The following is a 15573-nucleotide window of genomic DNA, read 5'->3' as shown; positions in this document are numbered from 1 at the left end:
AAGGAGAATGAGATGAAGGGATTTCCCGATTTGCCACCGATTTGGTGGATGGGCAGTATTGCGGTGATCTATCTGGGTAAATGGGTGCTGCCGGGGCTCCATTTTGACGGGGCGATCCTGACGGGTCTGTCTTGGCTGACCCTCATCGGCGCGTTGATCGTGATTGCATGGTCTGCCATCTGGTTCTTTCGCAAAAAGACCCCGATCGAACCCCATCACACGCCCAAGACCTTGATCGTTGAAGGGCCTTACCGTTTGTCCCGCAATCCGATCTACCTTGCCCTTGTTATTCTGACGGTGTCATCGGCGCTGGGCCATGGGTCGATCCTTGGGTTGATCGCGGCAGCCGCCTTGTGGAAACTGCTGGACCAGCGTTTTGCCGCGCCAGAGGAGGCGCTGCTGCGCGAGACCTTTGCAGATGAGGCAGAGGCCTATCTGGCAAAAACCAAACGTTGGATTTGAGGTAATCAATTTTTGAAACCTTGGGGCGCCTTTGCCGCGCCCCAAGGAAGCTAGGTCAAAGCCCTAGTTTCGCATGCAACGCCTTGAGCACGATTTGATGCGCTGCGGCGCGGTCGGCTCCCTCTGGATCGGTGCAGACCGGATCATCGCCTTCTTCCAAAAGCAAGGCCTCGCCAATGGGTTTACAGATTGGCATCATCGAAAAATGGGCCGCTGATGGAATTGAAATAACCTCAGCATGGGGAAGCGCTTCTGGCAGCTTTGCCAAATCGAAATCGGTTGCGAGCAGCCTGTTTTCACCCGCGCCCAGCGAAACCAATGTCACCTCTGGGGTCAAATCAGCGACCTGTTCTGCGCCCATGCCCCAAATGATCCCTGGATCGACAGCAAAGGCGGCGGTAACGCGCGCGTCTTTATAAAGCGCGTCCCATTCTTGGGCCGCAGCGGAAGCTAAAGTGACATTATTCTTCAACAGGTCTGCACAATGGCTAGAGGCCGCGCCGTATGTCTTGCAGTGATCAACATAAGCGGCGTGATGGCCACGGATCCCGCCAAGGGACAAAGCCGTCCAACCGCCGTAGGAAAATCCAGCCGCCATAATCCGCGACATATCGATCTTGCCGCTAAAGTCGGGATCGGCAAGGATATGATCCAGCGCCAGAGATAGGTCTTGGGGTCTGGTCCAGTGATCCAATCCCGCAGCGAGGTCAAAATCCCCCCAAGTGGAATTGGGGTGGTTTACAGCAATCACAATCGCGCCGTTTTGGGCCAGATCGGTGGCTAACCACCCAAGGGAACGCGCATGCCCCCCCAACCCATGGCTCAGTAGAACAAGAGGGAACTGACCTTCGGCGATACCTGCATCTTTGGCGACCTCCATGCCGACAAAAACGGGGTTATCCGCGTATTTTTCAACTGTGCCGCTGGCGGTTGCAGGGTAATGGATGACCCCCTTTAGGTCGCGGCCATGGTGCGGGGCGTGCAGGGTAAGGTTCCTAAGGCCTGAAGGCTCGGCGAAGAGGGCGCTGGCGGATATAGCAAATGCGAGGGCGGATTTCGTGACAAGGTTCATCGTTGTCTCCTATGGATGAGGTGTGATGACCCTTTTTTGAAAAAATCTCTGGGTTAGAGCGTCCTTAATCACGTTTTAGGTCGCCATGATCGCGTTTTAGGACCATGTTCCACATATGAGTTTGCCCAAGAGTGATCACGATGCCCAGCCTTCCTATCCCCATGATCAGCGCGCTTGTTTTGGGGTTTATGTTCATTAGAATTTTGGTGGTTGATCGCCGGATCGGCCCTTTGGCGGTGCTGCTGGCGCTTTGCGCTTTGCAGGGGCTGATCATATCACTTGCCCAGCATTACATGGTTGCGGGGGCGTTTTTCGTTCAACCCATCACCGCCAGCATGATCCCCCCCATGGCATGGGTGGCGTTCCAATCAACAGCGGTTCGCAAGCTGGAAGTTCGGGATGCTCTTCATCTGCTCGTCCCGCTGGGAATGATTGCGGTGATGTTGGGCCGCCCCTTTCTGCTGGATACATTCTTGCCTGCATTATTTGTCGGCTATGGCGGCATGATTGTCTGGAGCGCGATGCAAGGGGCCGATGCTTTGCCGCGCATGCGGTTGGAAACTGGCGAAGTGCCGGGGATCATTTGGCAGGTCATTGGTTGGACCTTTGTCGCCTCGGCGCTCAGTGATGCGCTTATTGTTGTGGCGCAGGTTATGGGTGCGGGCTATCTGCAGCCGTGGATTGTGAGCATTTATTCAACCGGAACGCTGGTGCTGATCGGGGTTCTGACATTGTCTGGCGCCCTAGATAACAGCACAAGCGAAGCCGAGGAGGAAACCACCGTTGCCCGCAAGGCTGACGCTCAGGATATGCAGGTGATGGAGCAGTTGGAACGTTACATGCAAACGGCAAAGCCCTTTCTTAACCCCGATCTAACCATGACCCAGCTTTCGCGCCGCATTCAGGTGCCGGTCAAACAACTCTCGGGGGCGATCAACCGTGTAACGGGTGAAAACGTCTCGCGATACATAAACGCCGCCAGAATTGCCGCAGCGCAAAAGGCCCTGCTGGCGGGGGATACTGTAACCGCAGCCATGTTCGGCTCAGGCTTTAATACAAAATCCAACTTTAACCGTGAATTCCTGCGAATTTCCGGTGTTAGCCCTAGTGAATGGTTGAATTCCCAAAAACCTAAATAGACCCATCAATCTTTCCAAGGCCCTCGTGGCGGCGCGGGTGTCATTGGGATGGGTTTTTATAGCGTTGATTTTTAAGGTTAAATTTTAAATCAGGTCCTAGATCGTGATTTAGGACGTCCTGAAATGCGTCTCAGGACGCGGGATTTTCTGACAGCTTCTAAGGTTCTCTCATCCAAACTGATGAAAGGACAGTATCATGTTCACCCTGCGAAATTTTGCCAAAAAAGCCACTGTCTTTACAGCGGCGGCCCTAACCCTCGCGGCGGGATATTACACAAGCCGCCCCGCATATGAAGGTAATGTTGGCATTACCTATAGCTCGGCCTTTGCCCCTGCGCGAAACGAGGAAGTTGATTTCAATATCTGGTATCCCGCTAAAAAGGGCGGGCGACAGGTTACCGTTGGCGGCAATGGCGTTTTTTATGGCAGCCCAGCGGGGCGAAACGCGCCGCATGACGGTGCGCGCCATCCCGTTGTTCTGATTTCACATGGGGCAGGCGGCAATGCTGGGCAATTTGGCTGGATCGCTTCGGCGTTGGCCGAACAAGGGTATGTTGTTGTATTGCCCAACCATCCCGGAACCACCACCGGCAATGCCTCGGCCAAGGCTGCCGTGCGTGTTTGGGAACGCCCAAAGGATGTTTCTGCTGTCTTGGATCACCTTGTCCAAAATCCGCAGGATTATCCTTACATGGATACTGATCGGATTGCGGCTTTGGGCTTTTCGGCGGGGGGGTATACTGCGATGGCCTTGTCAGGTGCGCGGGTTGATCCCGATCTGTTGCAGCGGTTTTGTGATGAAAGCGATCACGGCATGTCTGACTGTGCTTTCCTTGCGCATTACGGGATTGATTTACACAGTTTTGATCTATCGCCTGCCGCGCAGGATCTGTCGGATGCGCGTGTTGATGCAGCGGTTATCATTGACCCGGGTATCGTAAGCACACTGACCGAAAGCAGCTTGGCTGACATCGATATCCCGATGATGGTGATCAATTTAGGATCCGAAGGAGAAATCCCAGCGGGCGTATATGCAAAAGACGCCGCCCGCATGATCGAACGGGCAAGCTATGCAACTGTTCAGGATGCCAACCACTTTAGTTTTCTCGCCCAATGCAAAGAGCGCGGCGCGCAGATACTGGAGAAAGAAGGGGAACCCGATGCGCTTTGTCATGATAGCGGGGATCGCTCTAGGGCGGAGATCCATCAGGAGCTGACAGCGATGATTGTCGCAAATCTTCAAAGCAATCTTTAGGTTAGCGTTTTCGTGAAACAAACAGGGAGGCCGTTGGTGACAGGAACCAGCGGCCTCCTTTATCTATGAGTACCACAGGCTTCCAAGAAACCTCTTTTAATGCGGGCCAAAATGAGTATGTTAGCGCTAACTTACACTTTCATACGGCAGGACATCGAATGGCTTTGCATTCAGACCTCACCAAAATTACGGATCGTATCGTTGAACGCAGCGCCCCAACGCGTAGCGCTTATCTGGCGCGCATGGAAGCGGCATGCCGAAAAGGACCATCGCGCGGGCATCTTTCCTGTAGCGGTCAAGCGCATGCCTTTGCGGCGGCTGGGCCAGATCAAGACGCGCTTGCAACGGGGCAGGCGGGTAACTTGGGCATTGTCACGGCCTATAACGATATGCTGTCCGCCCATCAGCCTTATGAACGTTACCCCCAGTTGATCCGCGATGCCGTGCGGGCAAACGGTGGCACGGCACAGGTTGCGGGCGGTGTGCCAGCTATGTGTGACGGGGTCACGCAGGGCGAGGCGGGCATGGAGCTGAGCCTGTTTTCCCGTGATCTGATCGCAATGGCGACGGGTGTCGCCCTGAGCCATAACACGTTTGATGCGGCTGTATTCTTGGGCGTATGTGATAAAATCGTTCCGGGTTTGGTGATTGGGGCACAGGTGTTTGGGCATTTGCCCGCCGTGTTCATCCCTGCGGGACCGATGACAAGCGGCCTGCAAAACGATGAAAAGGCGAAGGTGCGTCAGCAATTTGCCGCTGGTGAATGCGGTCGCGACGCCCTGATGGCCGCCGAAATGGCCGCCTATCACGGCCCGGGAACCTGTACGTTTTACGGCACGGCAAACACCAACCAGATGCTGATGGAATTCATGGGGCTTCATCTGCCGGCCTCCAGCTTTATCAATCCAGGTGCCGAAATCCGTGATGCTTTGACGGTTGAGGCAGCCCACCGCGCCCTTGGCATGAGCGACCTGAGCGAAAACTACACGCCAGTTTGTGACATTCTCAGCGAAAAGGCTTTTGTTAACGGGATGGTTGGCCTGATGGCAACGGGAGGATCGACCAACCTGTTGATCCATTTGGTCGCAATGGCGCGCGCGGGCGGGATCATTCTGGACTGGCAGGATTTCTCGGAAATCTCCGACATCGTTCCGCTGCTTGCGCGGGTATATCCAAACGGTTTGGCAGATGTGAATCACTTCCACGCCGCGGGCGGGCTGGGCTATATGATTGGCCAGTTGCTTGACGCAGGCATGCTGCACCCCGATACCAAAACCGTCGCGGGGGAGGGGCTTCACCATTACACCCAAGAACCTGTGATGGAAAACGGCGCGCTTGAATGGCGCGCAGGCACAAAAGAAAGCCTAAACGAAGGCATCCTGCGCCCCGCGTCAAACCCGTTTGCCACCTCTGGCGGTCTGAAACGTTTGGCGGGCAACTTGGGCACCAGCGTCATCAAAGTATCCGCAGTCGATCCTGCACATCACATCATCGAAGCGCCCGTGCGTGTCTTCCATGGTCAGGAAGAGGTGAAAGCCGCCTTTAAAGCGGGTGAATTCACCAGTGACGTCATCGTGGTCGTGCGCTTTCAAGGGCCAAAGGCAAACGGCATGCCCGAGCTGCACAGCCTGACGCCGATGCTGGGTATCCTGCAAGGGCGGGGCCACAAGGTTGCCTTGGTAACGGATGGGCGCATGTCTGGCGCCTCTGGCAAAGTGCCCGCCGCGATCCATGTCAGCCCCGAAGCGCTGGATGGCGGGGCCATTGCCTATCTACAGGATGGTGATGTTCTGAGGCTGGATGCCACGCAGGGAACACTGGAAATTCTGACCGAAGGTGTGATGCAACGGGTAGCCGCCACCGCGGATATGACAGATAACCAATTTGGAACAGGGAGGGAGTTGTTCGCTCCTTTCCGCAATGCCGTCGGTTCAGCCGATACAGGCGCCACAGTTTTTGGGAGCTAACCAATGCAAAACGACACTGCTTTTATCCGCGAGCTTGCAGGCCTCGCGCCGATCATCCCTGTTCTGGTCGTCGAAGACGTCGCCCATGCCGTGCCCCTAGCCGAAGCACTGGTGCGCGGCGGGTTGCCAGTATTGGAAGTCACCCTGCGCACAGATGCAGCGCTGGACGTGATCGCGGCAATGGCCACGGTTGAGGGCGCGCGCGTAGGTGCGGGAACATTGGTCACAGCCCAAGACGTCAAAGCGTCAATGGAGGCGGGATCAACATTCGGGGTCACACCTGGTTCCCCAGCCGCCTTGATTGATACCTGCCTAGAAGCAGGATTGCCGCTGCTCCCCGGCGCGGCCACCGCAACCGAGGCGATGACCCTTCAGGCGCGTGGTTTTGAGGTGTTGAAATTCTTCCCTGCCGAAGCAGCAGGCGGGATCAAAACGCTAAAAGGTTTGGGCGGCCCATTGGCGGGCATTTCGTTCTGTCCAACAGGTGGGGTTAGCGCGCAAAACGCTGCCGATTACCTTGCGTTGCCAAACGTTGTTTGCGCTGGCGGCAGTTGGATCGCGCCACTGGATCTGGTGAACGCAGAAAACTGGACCGAAATCGAAGCGCGCGCGCGCGCAGCGGCTGCTTTGCCACGCGGCTAACCTCAAAGTCAGATCCATTATTGGCCGACCGAAGCGGAGCTGATTTTCGGCTCCGCTTTGCGTTGGTGTGGCGTCTTTCAGGCGGTTTTAGGGTCTGAACATTCCAATTTATGATCCAGACAACCCAGCGAGCCTTGCTGCTATCGTTGGTGCATTCATTTGGTGAATGCCTCTGGATAAACAGTGGCATCAAAGTCGCAATCCAGATTGATCGAGGGGCGGCTTGAATCCTTTCCTTGGAGGGAATCGGGCGGCCGTCGTAGCAAAGAGATCGGCGTGGGGGCGCTCTTTGACGGGAATACCGATGTTCAAACGTGTCACTAGCGCTTTCGCAGCCTTTGCCCTTTCTATTTTGGTCGCAATCCCTTCAGCCCATGCTGAAGAACGGACAAAGCTGGGCTATGGCCGTTTGATGACCAACGACTACTTTGGCGATGGCAAAGACCGCTGGCGCACGGGGTCGTGGACCTCTTCGCGGATTTGGGGATCGGGGTGGGACGGCCGCGCGCCGAACGCCTTTGGAGACCTGATTGAACTACGTCTGTCCTCGGAAATTTTTGCCCCTGATAACCTGACCAGAGCATCAGCTGGCGATCGCCCTTATGCTGGCGCGTTGTCGATTGGCGCGCATACACATTTCACGTGGCAGGGATTGGATGCGGCTGTTGGTGCGGATTTGGTTGTGACTGGCAGTGATACAGGATTGGGGAGCTTCCAGCGCGCTGTCCACAAGGTACTGGGTGTGCGCCAACCTTCTCGGGTGACTTTGGCTGATCAAATCAGCAACGGCGTTCACCCAACAGTTGTTGGTGAGCTGGGGCGTGATCTGGCCCTTGCGCCGCGTTTAAACATCCGCCCCTTTATTGAAGGGCGAGCGGGCGCCGAGACAATGCTGCGCGCAGGGATCGACCTCACTTTCGGGTCTATGGGACAGGGTGAACTATTGGTCCGAGAAAGCGTGACAGGCCATCGCTATCGCGTGATTTCCAACGATGAAAACGGCGGGTTCTCCTTCCTTTTGGGGGCGGATATCGCCCATGTAGAAGATAGCATCTACCTCCCCGAAGATCGTGGTTTTGTGCTCACCGATAGTCGCGATCGCCTGCGGGCTGGCGTGCATTGGCAGGGCGAACGGGCCTCGGCCTTTTATGGTCTGACCTACCTTGGCGAAGAGTTCGAAGCCCAAAAAGAAGGTCAGGTTGTCGGGTCGATCCGGATCAACCTCAGCTTTTGATACGGCTGATCCGCAACAACTGTGCACATCCGCTGATTTCCTCTTCCCAGAGAGCCTCTGTTTTGTTAACGATTAGTTAATAAAAAAATACTGAGGCAGGCGAGACAGTAAATGGGAACGGGCTTTCGTGGCACGTTCGTCATCTCCTGGTCGCAAACAGAAATTGATGGTCTTGAGGCTGCACCTGTGCAGGCTCTGAGCGTAGGTGCCGCATGGGCATGGCGTGGAGACGCCGTGCGCGTGGATGGACCGTCAGATGTGTTGCGACTGGACGAGGCGGACGGGGCAGAAGAATTACGCAAACGGGCAGCACGCATGGTGCACCGCCTTGTTGGCGCGGCATTTGAACATGAGCCGGGATCACGTTCTATTAATGTTGTAGATGAAAACTCGCCTTTGATGGATAACAGCTTTGTTGTTACGGATGGCGGCAAAAGCTATAGCGTCACGTTGATCGAAGTGGGCGGCGGAAGCCAGCCTTTGCTGATGTTCATGAACGAGATGCCACCGCGCAATTGCGATCTGTGGATTGTGCACCATACGCTGGGAACAATCGGAACAACCGAGGCCACACCGCAAGAAGCAGGGGTTATTTGCTTTACGCCTGGAACACGCATTCGCACAGGTGACGGAACAACCTTGATCGAAGATCTTCGCGAAGGGGATTTGGTGCAAACCAAAGACAATGGGTTGCAGCCCCTGCGCTGGATCGGCAAACGCCGAATGTCTGGTGCGCGCCTGTTTGCGATGCCGCGGTTGCGCCCGATCCGTATTTCGGGCGGCGCATTCGGGTTCGATCGCCCTGATGAGGATTTGCTGGTCTCGCCCGAACATCGGATGCTCATCAAAGGTGCACAGGCCCAAAGCCTGTTCAACACATCCGAAGTTTTGGTGACGGCCAAGGATTTGATCAATGGCTCGACGATCACGGTCGATATGCAGCTACGGGAAGTGACCTATATTCACGTTCTTTTAGAGCAGCATCAGGTGCTGTGGGCCAATGAGCTGGAAACAGAAAGCTTCCACCCTGCTTCGGCGGCGTTTTCGACGCTGGATCAAAACGACCGCCAGCGGCTTTTGGCTGAGATGCCCGAGCTGGAATACGACCCCCACACCTACGGCAGCTATGCACGCCGGACTCTTTCAGCTTCCGAAGCAGCGATCCTCAAACACGCAGCCTGATTTGGCACGCAGCAAAAACGATTAGCTTTTGTTGCGTGTCTCCACCAAGGCCTTGATGATGTTTTTTGCGCTGTCGCTGGCCCAATCGGCATCACCGCGCAGGCGCGCGATCTCACGCCCTTCGGGGTCTAGCAAAACCGTGATCGGCAGGCCGAACACACCCATCTGGCTTGCCAGTGATTGTTTGGGGTCCATATGGCGGGGAAGGTTGGAAATGCCCACCTCATCAAAGAACTTCTTGATCCCCACAGGAGAGTTCCGCCCAGAGGCAATTGTCAGCACTTCGAAATCGTCGCCGCCCAGTTCTTTTTGCAACTCTGACAGATGAGGCATTTCTTTGCGGCAGGGGGCACACCATGTTGCCCAGAAATTCAGCAAAACGTATTTGCCTTCATAATCTTTCAGCGTAGCCCGCCCCGCGCCATCGGCCAGATCAAAAGCGGCTGATGATGTGGCCTTTGGCGCGCTGTGGATCGCCAGTTTTTTCATGTCGCCAGATACAAGAGGGCGTATGATATCCCCATCATCGGCAACCGCAGGGTTTGCACCTATTGTCAGGGCCGTATAGACGAGGGCAAGCAACAGTTTCTTCATGGGTCCCTCCGGGGAATAGGCAAATGACAAACAAAACATCCAACAAAATGTGGGGCGGCCGTTTCGCCGCTGGTCCTGATGCGATCATGGAGGCTATTAACGCCTCGATCAGCTTTGACAAGCGAATGGCGGCCCAAGATATTGAAGGGTCTCGTGCCCATGCAGCCATGTTGGCCGCACAGGGTGTCATTGAGAATAGCGATGCCGAAGCGATACGGGAAGGCCTGCTCACGGTCTTGTCAGAAATCGAAGGTGGCACGTTTGAATATTCCGCCGCGCTGGAAGACATTCATATGAACGTTGAATCGCGCCTGAAAGAGATCATCGGAGAGCCTGCAGGCCGTCTGCACACGGGCCGGTCGCGCAATGATCAGGTCGCGACGGATTTCAAACTTTGGGTGCGCGATCAATTTGATGCGGCCGAAGGCGCCCTGCTGGCGCTGATCCGCGCTCTTTTGACGCAAGCGGAAAGCGGTGCAGATTGGGTCATGCCCGGCTTTACCCACCTGCAAACGGCACAGCCCGTGACATGGGGCCACCATATGATGGCCTATGTCGAAATGTTCGGCCGTGACCTAAGCCGCATGCGCGATGCGCGTGCGCGGATGAACGAAAGCCCACTGGGCGCCGCCGCGCTGGCAGGCACATCCTTTCCAATTGATCGCCACATGACAGCCGAGGCTTTGGGCTTTGATCGCCCTGCCGCCAACAGCCTTGACGCGGTGAGCGATCGTGACTTTGCGCTGGAATTCCTTGGCGCGTCCAGCATTTGCGCCATGCACCTTAGCCGCTTTGCCGAAGAACTGGTGATCTGGTCCTCTGCACAATTCCGTTTTGTTACACTGTCGGATCGTTTTTCGACGGGGTCTTCGATCATGCCGCAAAAGAAAAACCCAGACGCGGCTGAACTGATCCGCGCCAAGATTGGCCGCATCTTTGGGGCAAATGTTGCCCTGATGATGGTGATGAAGGGCCTGCCGCTGACCTATTCCAAGGACATGCAAGAAGACAAAGAACAGACCTTTGATGCCGCCGATAACCTGATGCTGGCCCTCGCCGCGATGGAAGGCATGGTGCGCGATATGACTGGCAATCGCGAACAGCTTGCAGCAGCAGCGGGCAGTGGTTTCTCGACCGCGACTGATCTGGCTGATTGGCTGGTGCGTGTTCTGGGCCTGCCGTTCCGCGATGCCCACCACATCACCGGATCATTGGTTGCCATCGCCGAAGGGCTGGGATGTGATTTGCCCGATTTGACCTTGGAGCAGATGCAAGAGGCCCATGCGGGGATCACCCAAGACGTATTCACCGTTCTCGGCGTTGAAAATTCAGTAAACTCCCGCGTATCATATGGCGGGACGGCGCCCGCGCAGGTGCGCGCGCAGATCGCCCGCTGGAAGGAACTGATCTGATGAAGAAACTGGTGATTCTGGGGGCATTTTTGCTGGCAGCCTGCGGTGTTGACGGCGAGCCTGTTCAACCAACGGGTGGCGTGAATGTTTCCCTCTCTCCCTCTGGTGTTGGGCTGGGCGCTAATGTGGGCCTGAAAAAAGGCCCGCTCCGGATTGGTTTGGGCCTTTGAGAAAACTCCTTCCCTTGCTTCTTGTCGGATTGGCTGCTTGCGTGCAGTCAGGTGGCGTGCAGCGGGATCCAGAGATTTCACCGCATCAACAGCCCTCGGTCACCGCGCCGGGTGTTCATGTGTCCGGTCATGTAAATGTCGGCGTTGTAAGGAAATTTTGATGTCTCTGCTGCGTCTTCTCTATCTGTCGTTGGCCATTTGGGGCGCGGTTCATCCACTGTACTATTTCTACAAGTGGTTTGGCGAAAACGGCTGGGGCATTGAGGGCATGGTCGCGGCATGGCAGGTCAACGCAGCGACAAACGGGTTGCTTTGGGATTTGGTCATCGCCGCAATTGCGCTGACACTTTGGATCATCGCCGAAGTCGCCGTGCGGCGGAATTGGGTCGCGCTGATCGCTATTCCTGCTACATTCTGCATCGGGGTAAGCTGCGGCTTGCCTTTGTATCTATTTCTACGCTCTGCCCCTGTCCGTTAAGGCAGCCAGAGCCCAAAGGGCACTTACCAAATGGACCACTTCCTGTATCGCGATGGCGCGATGTTCGCCGAAGACGTAGCTGTTTCCGAAATCGCAGCCACAGTCGGCACACCATTCTATGTGTATTCAACGGCGACTTTGCTGCGCCACTTTCGCGCCTTTGACGAGGCGCTGGAAGGGATGGATCATCTGGTTTGCTACGCGATGAAGGCGAACTCGAACCAAGCAGTCTTGCGCACGCTTGCACAGGCGGGCGCGGGTATGGATGTCGTGTCGCAAGGCGAATACCTGCGCGCACGCGCGGCGGGCGTTCCCGGGGATCGGATTGTGTTTTCGGGTGTCGGCAAAACCGCCGAAGAAATTCGCGTGGCGTTGCAGGGCGGTATCCGCCAGTTCAACGTCGAAAGCGAACCCGAGATGGAAGTGCTGAACGCCGTTGCTTTGGCATTGGGCAAGGTCGCGCCGATCACCATCCGCGTGAACCCCGACGTTGACGCAAAAACCCATGCCAAAATCGCGACAGGTAAGTCTGAAAACAAATTCGGCATCCCGATTTCGCGCGCCAGCGAAGTCTATGCCATGGCCGCGGCTATGGACGGTTTGGAAGTTGTCGGGATTGATGTGCACATCGGTTCGCAACTGACCGATCTTGCGCCGTTTGAGCTGGCCTATCAAAAAGTGGCCGAGCTGACAGAACAGCTGCGTTCCGAGGGGCACACGATCAAACGCCTTGATCTGGGCGGCGGCCTTGGCATTCCTTATGAAACCAGCAACGAAGCGCCCCCACTGCCCGCCGAATACGGCGCAATGGTTCAAAAGACGCTGGGCCACTTGGGGTGCGAGATTGAAATCGAACCGGGCCGTTTGATCGCGGGGAATGCGGGTTTGATGGTGAGCAAGGTCATCTATGTCAAATCCGGCGAAGATCGTGATTTCCTGATCCTCGATGGCGCGATGAATGACCTCATCCGCCCCGCCATGTACGAGGCGCACCACGATATCGTCCCTGTGAAAGAGGCCGAACCAGGCGTTGAGCAGCAACCCTATGACATCGTTGGCCCCGTCTGCGAATCTGGTGATACCTTTGCAAAGCAGCGCAATATGGCGCCGATGGCCCCTGATGATCTGGTCGCATTCCGCAGTGCGGGGGCTTATGGTGCTGTTATGGCCAGCGAATACAACTCGCGTGCCTTGATTCCAGAAGTTTTGGTGCATGGGGATCAATTTGCGGTTATCCGCCGTCGTCCGACCTTTGACGAAATGATAAATCGCGATAGCATCCCAGAATGGCTTGAAACGCATCCCGCGGACTGAGCCCGCCTTTGAGAGGTCCTGATGGTTCAATTTACCCCAGATGATTTACGCCGCACGCTAGCTGGTTTGCGCTGGCCGCTGCGGTTGACGCGTTTGGGGATGTTTGCCGAAGTGGCCGCGCAGAGCCTATGGCCTTTGATGGCTGTGATCCTCTTTGCCCTTGCTGCGGCGATGCTGGGGCTGCACGAGGTTGTCCCGATCGAGGTGTTATGGGGCGCTGTCGGGCTTGCTACTGCGGCGGGGATCTGGGCAGTTGTTTATGCCTATCGCCACTGGGCTTGGCCAACCAAACCCCAAGCCATGGCGCGTTTGGATAGCAGCCTAAAGGGGCGCCCCCTAACCGCATTGTTGGATGATCAAGCGATAGGAGAGCAGGACGCAGCATCCGCCGCCGTCTGGCGCGCCCATAAACGCCGCATGGCCGAGCGCGTCAAAGAGGCAAAATCGGTTCCGGCCGATTTGCGCGTCTCTTCACGTGATCCCTATGCGTTTCGACTGGTCGCGGTATTGGCTTTTGCCGTTGCTCTATTGTTCGGGTCGATCTGGCGGGTTGGCACGGTTGCGCAAATGGCGTCAGGCGGTACGGGCGCTGCTATCTCTGGCCCCGTTTGGGAAGGCTGGGCAGAGCCTCCGCGCTATTCGGGTAAACCCACGCTTTATCTGAATGACCAAGACGCAGGAGAGATCGAGCTGCCGATCGGGACGCTTATCACCATGCGTCTATATGGAGAGGTCGGCGCCCTAGAGGTGTCCGAAACCGTGTCGGGCAACACCGCGCAGGCTGATCCCGAAGCTCCCGCAAAAATGGCGTTTGATTTCAAAGTTTCCAAAAACGGTGTGATCTCGGTCGACGGTCCCGATGCGCGCCACTGGAATGTGACGGTTCGTCAGGATGCGGCGCCAGAGGTGGTGATCCTTGGTAAGCCAGAGGTTTCTGTTTTGGGTGAGATGCGTCTGCCTTTCGCGGCCAAAGATGACTATGGCGTCGAGGCAGGCGAGGCACGGATTTTGCTGGATCTTGCCTCGGTTGATCGCCGCTATGGTCTGGTCACTGATCCTGATCCCCAGCCCGAAATCATCGTACCGCTGCCGATGCCCATCGCTGGCAACCGTGTTGCGTTCGAGGAAAACCTGATCGACGATTTTTCACAGCACCCTTGGGCGAACCTGCCTGTTACGGTCTCTATGAAGGTGCTGGATGCCGCCGAGCAAGAGGCGCAAACCGCACCCACCCAGATGACCCTGCCAGGGCGCCGCTTTTTCGACCCAACGGCAGCGGCCTTGATCGAGATGCGCCGCGACTTTTTGTGGAGCAGGAGCAATGCGCGCCGTTCGGGGCAAATCCTGCGGGCGGTTAGCTATCTGCCCCAGCAGGCTTTTCGCTCGGAAACGACGGCGTTGCGGTTGCGAAAACTGATTGACCGCCTTGAGATGCTGGCCCGTTTCGGGATCAACGATGAAAATCAAAGCAAGCTGGCCCAAGACATGTGGAACCTTGCGATTGAACTGGAAGAAGGTGATCTGGAAGATGCGCGCGAACGTATGCGCCGCGCTCAGGAACGCCTGAATGAGGCGATGAAAAACGGCGCCTCTGACGAAGAGATCGCAGAGCTAATGCAGGAATTGCGCCGCGCCACCGAAGAATACATGCAGCAGCTTCAGCGCGAACAGGCCCAACGCCAAGACCAGCAGGAAGGCGGCGAACAGCAGCAGGGTGAATCCATGCAAATGACGCAGGATGATCTGCAACGCATGATGGACCGCATCCAAGAGCTGATGGAACAGGGCCGCATGGCCGAAGCAGAACAGGCCTTAAAAGAATTCCAAGAGATGATGGAAAACATGCAGGTCACCGAAGGCCAGCAAGGCGAGGGTGGCCAATCACCGGGTGAACAGGCCATGGAAGGGCTTGCCGATACGCTGCGCGAACAACAAGGCCTTAGCGATCAGGCCTTCCGCGATCTTCAGGAACAATTTAACCCAAATGCGCAGGCTGGTGAAAACCAAGGCAATGAGGGGCGCAATGGGGGCCAAGGGCGCGGCCAAAGCCATGAGGGCCAGCAAGGCGAAGGCGAAGGCGAGCAGAACTCCCAGAATGGTGAGGAAGGTGGCGGTGGTCAGCAAGGCCAAGGAAACCAAGAAGGGCAAGGGCAGGAACAAAGCCTCGCCCAGCGTCAGCAGCAATTGCGCGATGAATTGAACCGGCAAGAAGGCCGCATGCCAGGCCAAGGCACACCTGAAGGTGACGCTGCGCGGGATGCGTTGGGCCGTGCGGGCGATGCAATGGATGAGGCCGAGCAAAACCTGCGTGACGGGGATTTGGCTGAGGCGATTGATAACCAATCCCAAGCCATGGAAGCCCTACGCGACAGCATGCGATCCCTTGGCGAAGCCATCGCCGAAGAGCAGCGCAATCAGCAGCAGGGGCAGGGCGGCCAGCAAAGCGACCGCCGCGCCGATAACCGCGATCCGCTGGGCCGCGATCAAGGTAGCAATGGCGCAACGGGCAGCGATAGCGAAGCCAATCTGGACGATGATGCCCATAACCGAGCGCGTGAATTATACGACGAAATTCGCCGCCACTCAGAGGAAGCCACCCGCCCCAAACTGGAACGGGATTATCTGAACCGATTGCTAGACCGGTTCTGATTT

General features: G+C 56.6%; 14 protein-coding genes. 12 read left to right on the top strand and 2 right to left on the bottom strand.

Going from position 1 to position 15573, the window contains the following annotated elements; genetic code table 11:
* Nucleotides 1–12: 12 nt before the first annotated feature.
* Nucleotides 13–462 (top strand): methyltransferase family protein, encoded by a 450-nt coding sequence (locus tag Z948_RS0104350; RefSeq protein ID WP_025058352.1) that lies wholly within the window; start codon nt 13–15, stop codon nt 460–462.
* A gap of 55 nt (nt 463–517) precedes the next feature.
* Here the strand turns inward: Z948_RS0104350 and Z948_RS17820 are convergent, their stop codons facing one another.
* A complete protein-coding gene (locus Z948_RS17820; protein WP_025058351.1) occupies nt 518–1534 on the bottom strand; it encodes an alpha/beta hydrolase family protein in 1017 nt (338 codons plus the stop codon).
* A 140-nt stretch (nt 1535–1674) separates the two neighbouring features.
* Here Z948_RS17820 and Z948_RS0104340 point away from each other — a divergent pair, with 140 nt between their 5' ends.
* The 6 genes from Z948_RS0104340 to Z948_RS0104315 all read left to right on the top strand — a co-directional run bounded on the left by Z948_RS0104340 (nt 1675) and on the right by Z948_RS0104315 (nt 8953).
* Nucleotides 1675–2673 carry a helix-turn-helix domain-containing protein gene (locus Z948_RS0104340; protein ID WP_025058350.1) on the top strand — a complete coding sequence of 333 codons (999 nt, stop codon included), beginning with the start codon at nt 1675–1677 and terminating at the stop codon, nt 2671–2673.
* A 196-nt stretch (nt 2674–2869) separates the two neighbouring features.
* Nucleotides 2870–3928 (top strand): alpha/beta hydrolase family protein, encoded by a 1059-nt coding sequence (locus tag Z948_RS0104335; protein ID WP_025058349.1) that lies wholly within the window; start codon nt 2870–2872, stop codon nt 3926–3928.
* A 158-nt stretch (nt 3929–4086) separates the two neighbouring features.
* Nucleotides 4087–5895, top strand: coding sequence for a phosphogluconate dehydratase (gene edd / locus Z948_RS0104330; protein WP_025058348.1), 1809 nt, complete (start codon nt 4087–4089; stop codon nt 5893–5895).
* 3 nt (nt 5896–5898) lie between these two features.
* Entirely contained in the window at nt 5899–6537 is a 639-nt protein-coding gene (eda, locus tag Z948_RS0104325) for a bifunctional 4-hydroxy-2-oxoglutarate aldolase/2-dehydro-3-deoxy-phosphogluconate aldolase (protein ID WP_025058347.1), read from the top strand.
* Nucleotides 6538–6841: 304 nt separating this feature from the next.
* On the top strand, nt 6842–7771 hold the full coding sequence (locus Z948_RS0104320) for a lipid A-modifier LpxR family protein (protein ID WP_025058346.1): 930 nt from the start codon (nt 6842–6844) through the stop codon (nt 7769–7771).
* 111 nt (nt 7772–7882) lie between these two features.
* Nucleotides 7883–8953 (top strand): Hint domain-containing protein, encoded by a 1071-nt coding sequence (locus tag Z948_RS0104315; protein WP_025058345.1) that lies wholly within the window; start codon nt 7883–7885, stop codon nt 8951–8953.
* A gap of 21 nt (nt 8954–8974) precedes the next feature.
* Here Z948_RS0104315 and Z948_RS0104310 read toward each other — a convergent pair whose 3' ends face one another.
* Nucleotides 8975–9547 (bottom strand): TlpA disulfide reductase family protein, encoded by a 573-nt coding sequence (locus tag Z948_RS0104310; RefSeq protein WP_025058344.1) that lies wholly within the window; start codon nt 9545–9547, stop codon nt 8975–8977.
* 23 nt (nt 9548–9570) lie between these two features.
* Between Z948_RS0104310 and argH the strand changes: the two genes are divergently transcribed.
* The 5 genes from argH (at nt 9571) to Z948_RS0104285 (ending at nt 15570) form a co-directional block, all read left to right on the top strand.
* Nucleotides 9571–10959 carry an argininosuccinate lyase gene (gene argH / locus Z948_RS0104305; protein ID WP_025058343.1) on the top strand — a complete coding sequence of 463 codons (1389 nt, stop codon included), beginning with the start codon at nt 9571–9573 and terminating at the stop codon, nt 10957–10959.
* The gene (locus Z948_RS19070; protein WP_169736155.1) at nt 10959–11129 is read left to right on the top strand and encodes a hypothetical protein; all 171 of its coding nucleotides are present in this window, start codon (nt 10959–10961) and stop codon (nt 11127–11129) included. The genes argH and Z948_RS19070 overlap by 1 nt, the downstream gene beginning before the upstream one ends.
* 160 nt (nt 11130–11289) lie before the next feature.
* Nucleotides 11290–11607, top strand: coding sequence for a DUF2834 domain-containing protein (locus tag Z948_RS0104295; protein WP_025058342.1), 318 nt, complete (start codon nt 11290–11292; stop codon nt 11605–11607).
* 30 nt (nt 11608–11637) lie between these two features.
* Nucleotides 11638–12921 (top strand): diaminopimelate decarboxylase, encoded by a 1284-nt coding sequence (gene lysA, locus Z948_RS0104290; RefSeq protein WP_025058341.1) that lies wholly within the window; start codon nt 11638–11640, stop codon nt 12919–12921.
* Between the two features lie 21 nt (nt 12922–12942).
* A complete protein-coding gene (locus Z948_RS0104285) occupies nt 12943–15570 on the top strand; it encodes a TIGR02302 family protein (RefSeq protein WP_025058340.1) in 2628 nt (875 codons plus the stop codon).
* The last annotated feature ends 3 nt before the right edge of the window (nt 15571–15573 follow it).

Origin of the sequence: Sulfitobacter donghicola DSW-25 = KCTC 12864 = JCM 14565, assembly GCF_000622405.1 — a bacterium.
In the GTDB taxonomy this organism is placed as follows: Bacteria; Pseudomonadota; Alphaproteobacteria; order Rhodobacterales; family Rhodobacteraceae; genus Sulfitobacter; species Sulfitobacter donghicola.
The sequence above is the reverse complement of the archived record's forward strand: the minus strand, read 5'-3'. Positions and strand labels throughout refer to the sequence as shown.

Excerpts from the sequence above, each read along its gene's own strand:
- argH (WP_025058343.1), top strand. The coding sequence starts at position 9,571 with ATGACAAACAAAACATCCAACAAAATGTGGGGCGGCCGTTTCGCCGCT.
- Z948_RS19070 (WP_169736155.1), top strand. The coding sequence starts at position 10,959 with ATGAAGAAACTGGTGATTCTGGGGGCATTTTTGCTGGCAGCCTGCGGT.
- edd (WP_025058348.1), top strand. The coding sequence starts at position 4,087 with ATGGCTTTGCATTCAGACCTCACCAAAATTACGGATCGTATCGTTGAA.
- Z948_RS0104310 (WP_025058344.1), bottom strand. The coding sequence starts at position 9,547 with ATGAAGAAACTGTTGCTTGCCCTCGTCTATACGGCCCTGACAATAGGT.
- lysA (WP_025058341.1), top strand. The coding sequence starts at position 11,638 with ATGGACCACTTCCTGTATCGCGATGGCGCGATGTTCGCCGAAGACGTA.
- eda (WP_025058347.1), top strand. The coding sequence starts at position 5,899 with ATGCAAAACGACACTGCTTTTATCCGCGAGCTTGCAGGCCTCGCGCCG.
- Z948_RS0104285 (WP_025058340.1), top strand. The coding sequence starts at position 12,943 with ATGGTTCAATTTACCCCAGATGATTTACGCCGCACGCTAGCTGGTTTG.
- Z948_RS0104295 (WP_025058342.1), top strand. The coding sequence starts at position 11,290 with ATGTCTCTGCTGCGTCTTCTCTATCTGTCGTTGGCCATTTGGGGCGCG.
- Z948_RS0104315 (WP_025058345.1), top strand. The coding sequence starts at position 7,883 with ATGGGAACGGGCTTTCGTGGCACGTTCGTCATCTCCTGGTCGCAAACA.
- Z948_RS0104340 (WP_025058350.1), top strand. The coding sequence starts at position 1,675 with ATGCCCAGCCTTCCTATCCCCATGATCAGCGCGCTTGTTTTGGGGTTT.
- Z948_RS0104335 (WP_025058349.1), top strand. The coding sequence starts at position 2,870 with ATGTTCACCCTGCGAAATTTTGCCAAAAAAGCCACTGTCTTTACAGCG.
- Z948_RS0104350 (WP_025058352.1), top strand. The coding sequence starts at position 13 with ATGAAGGGATTTCCCGATTTGCCACCGATTTGGTGGATGGGCAGTATT.
- Z948_RS0104320 (WP_025058346.1), top strand. The coding sequence starts at position 6,842 with ATGTTCAAACGTGTCACTAGCGCTTTCGCAGCCTTTGCCCTTTCTATT.
- Z948_RS17820 (WP_025058351.1), bottom strand. The coding sequence starts at position 1,534 with ATGAACCTTGTCACGAAATCCGCCCTCGCATTTGCTATATCCGCCAGC.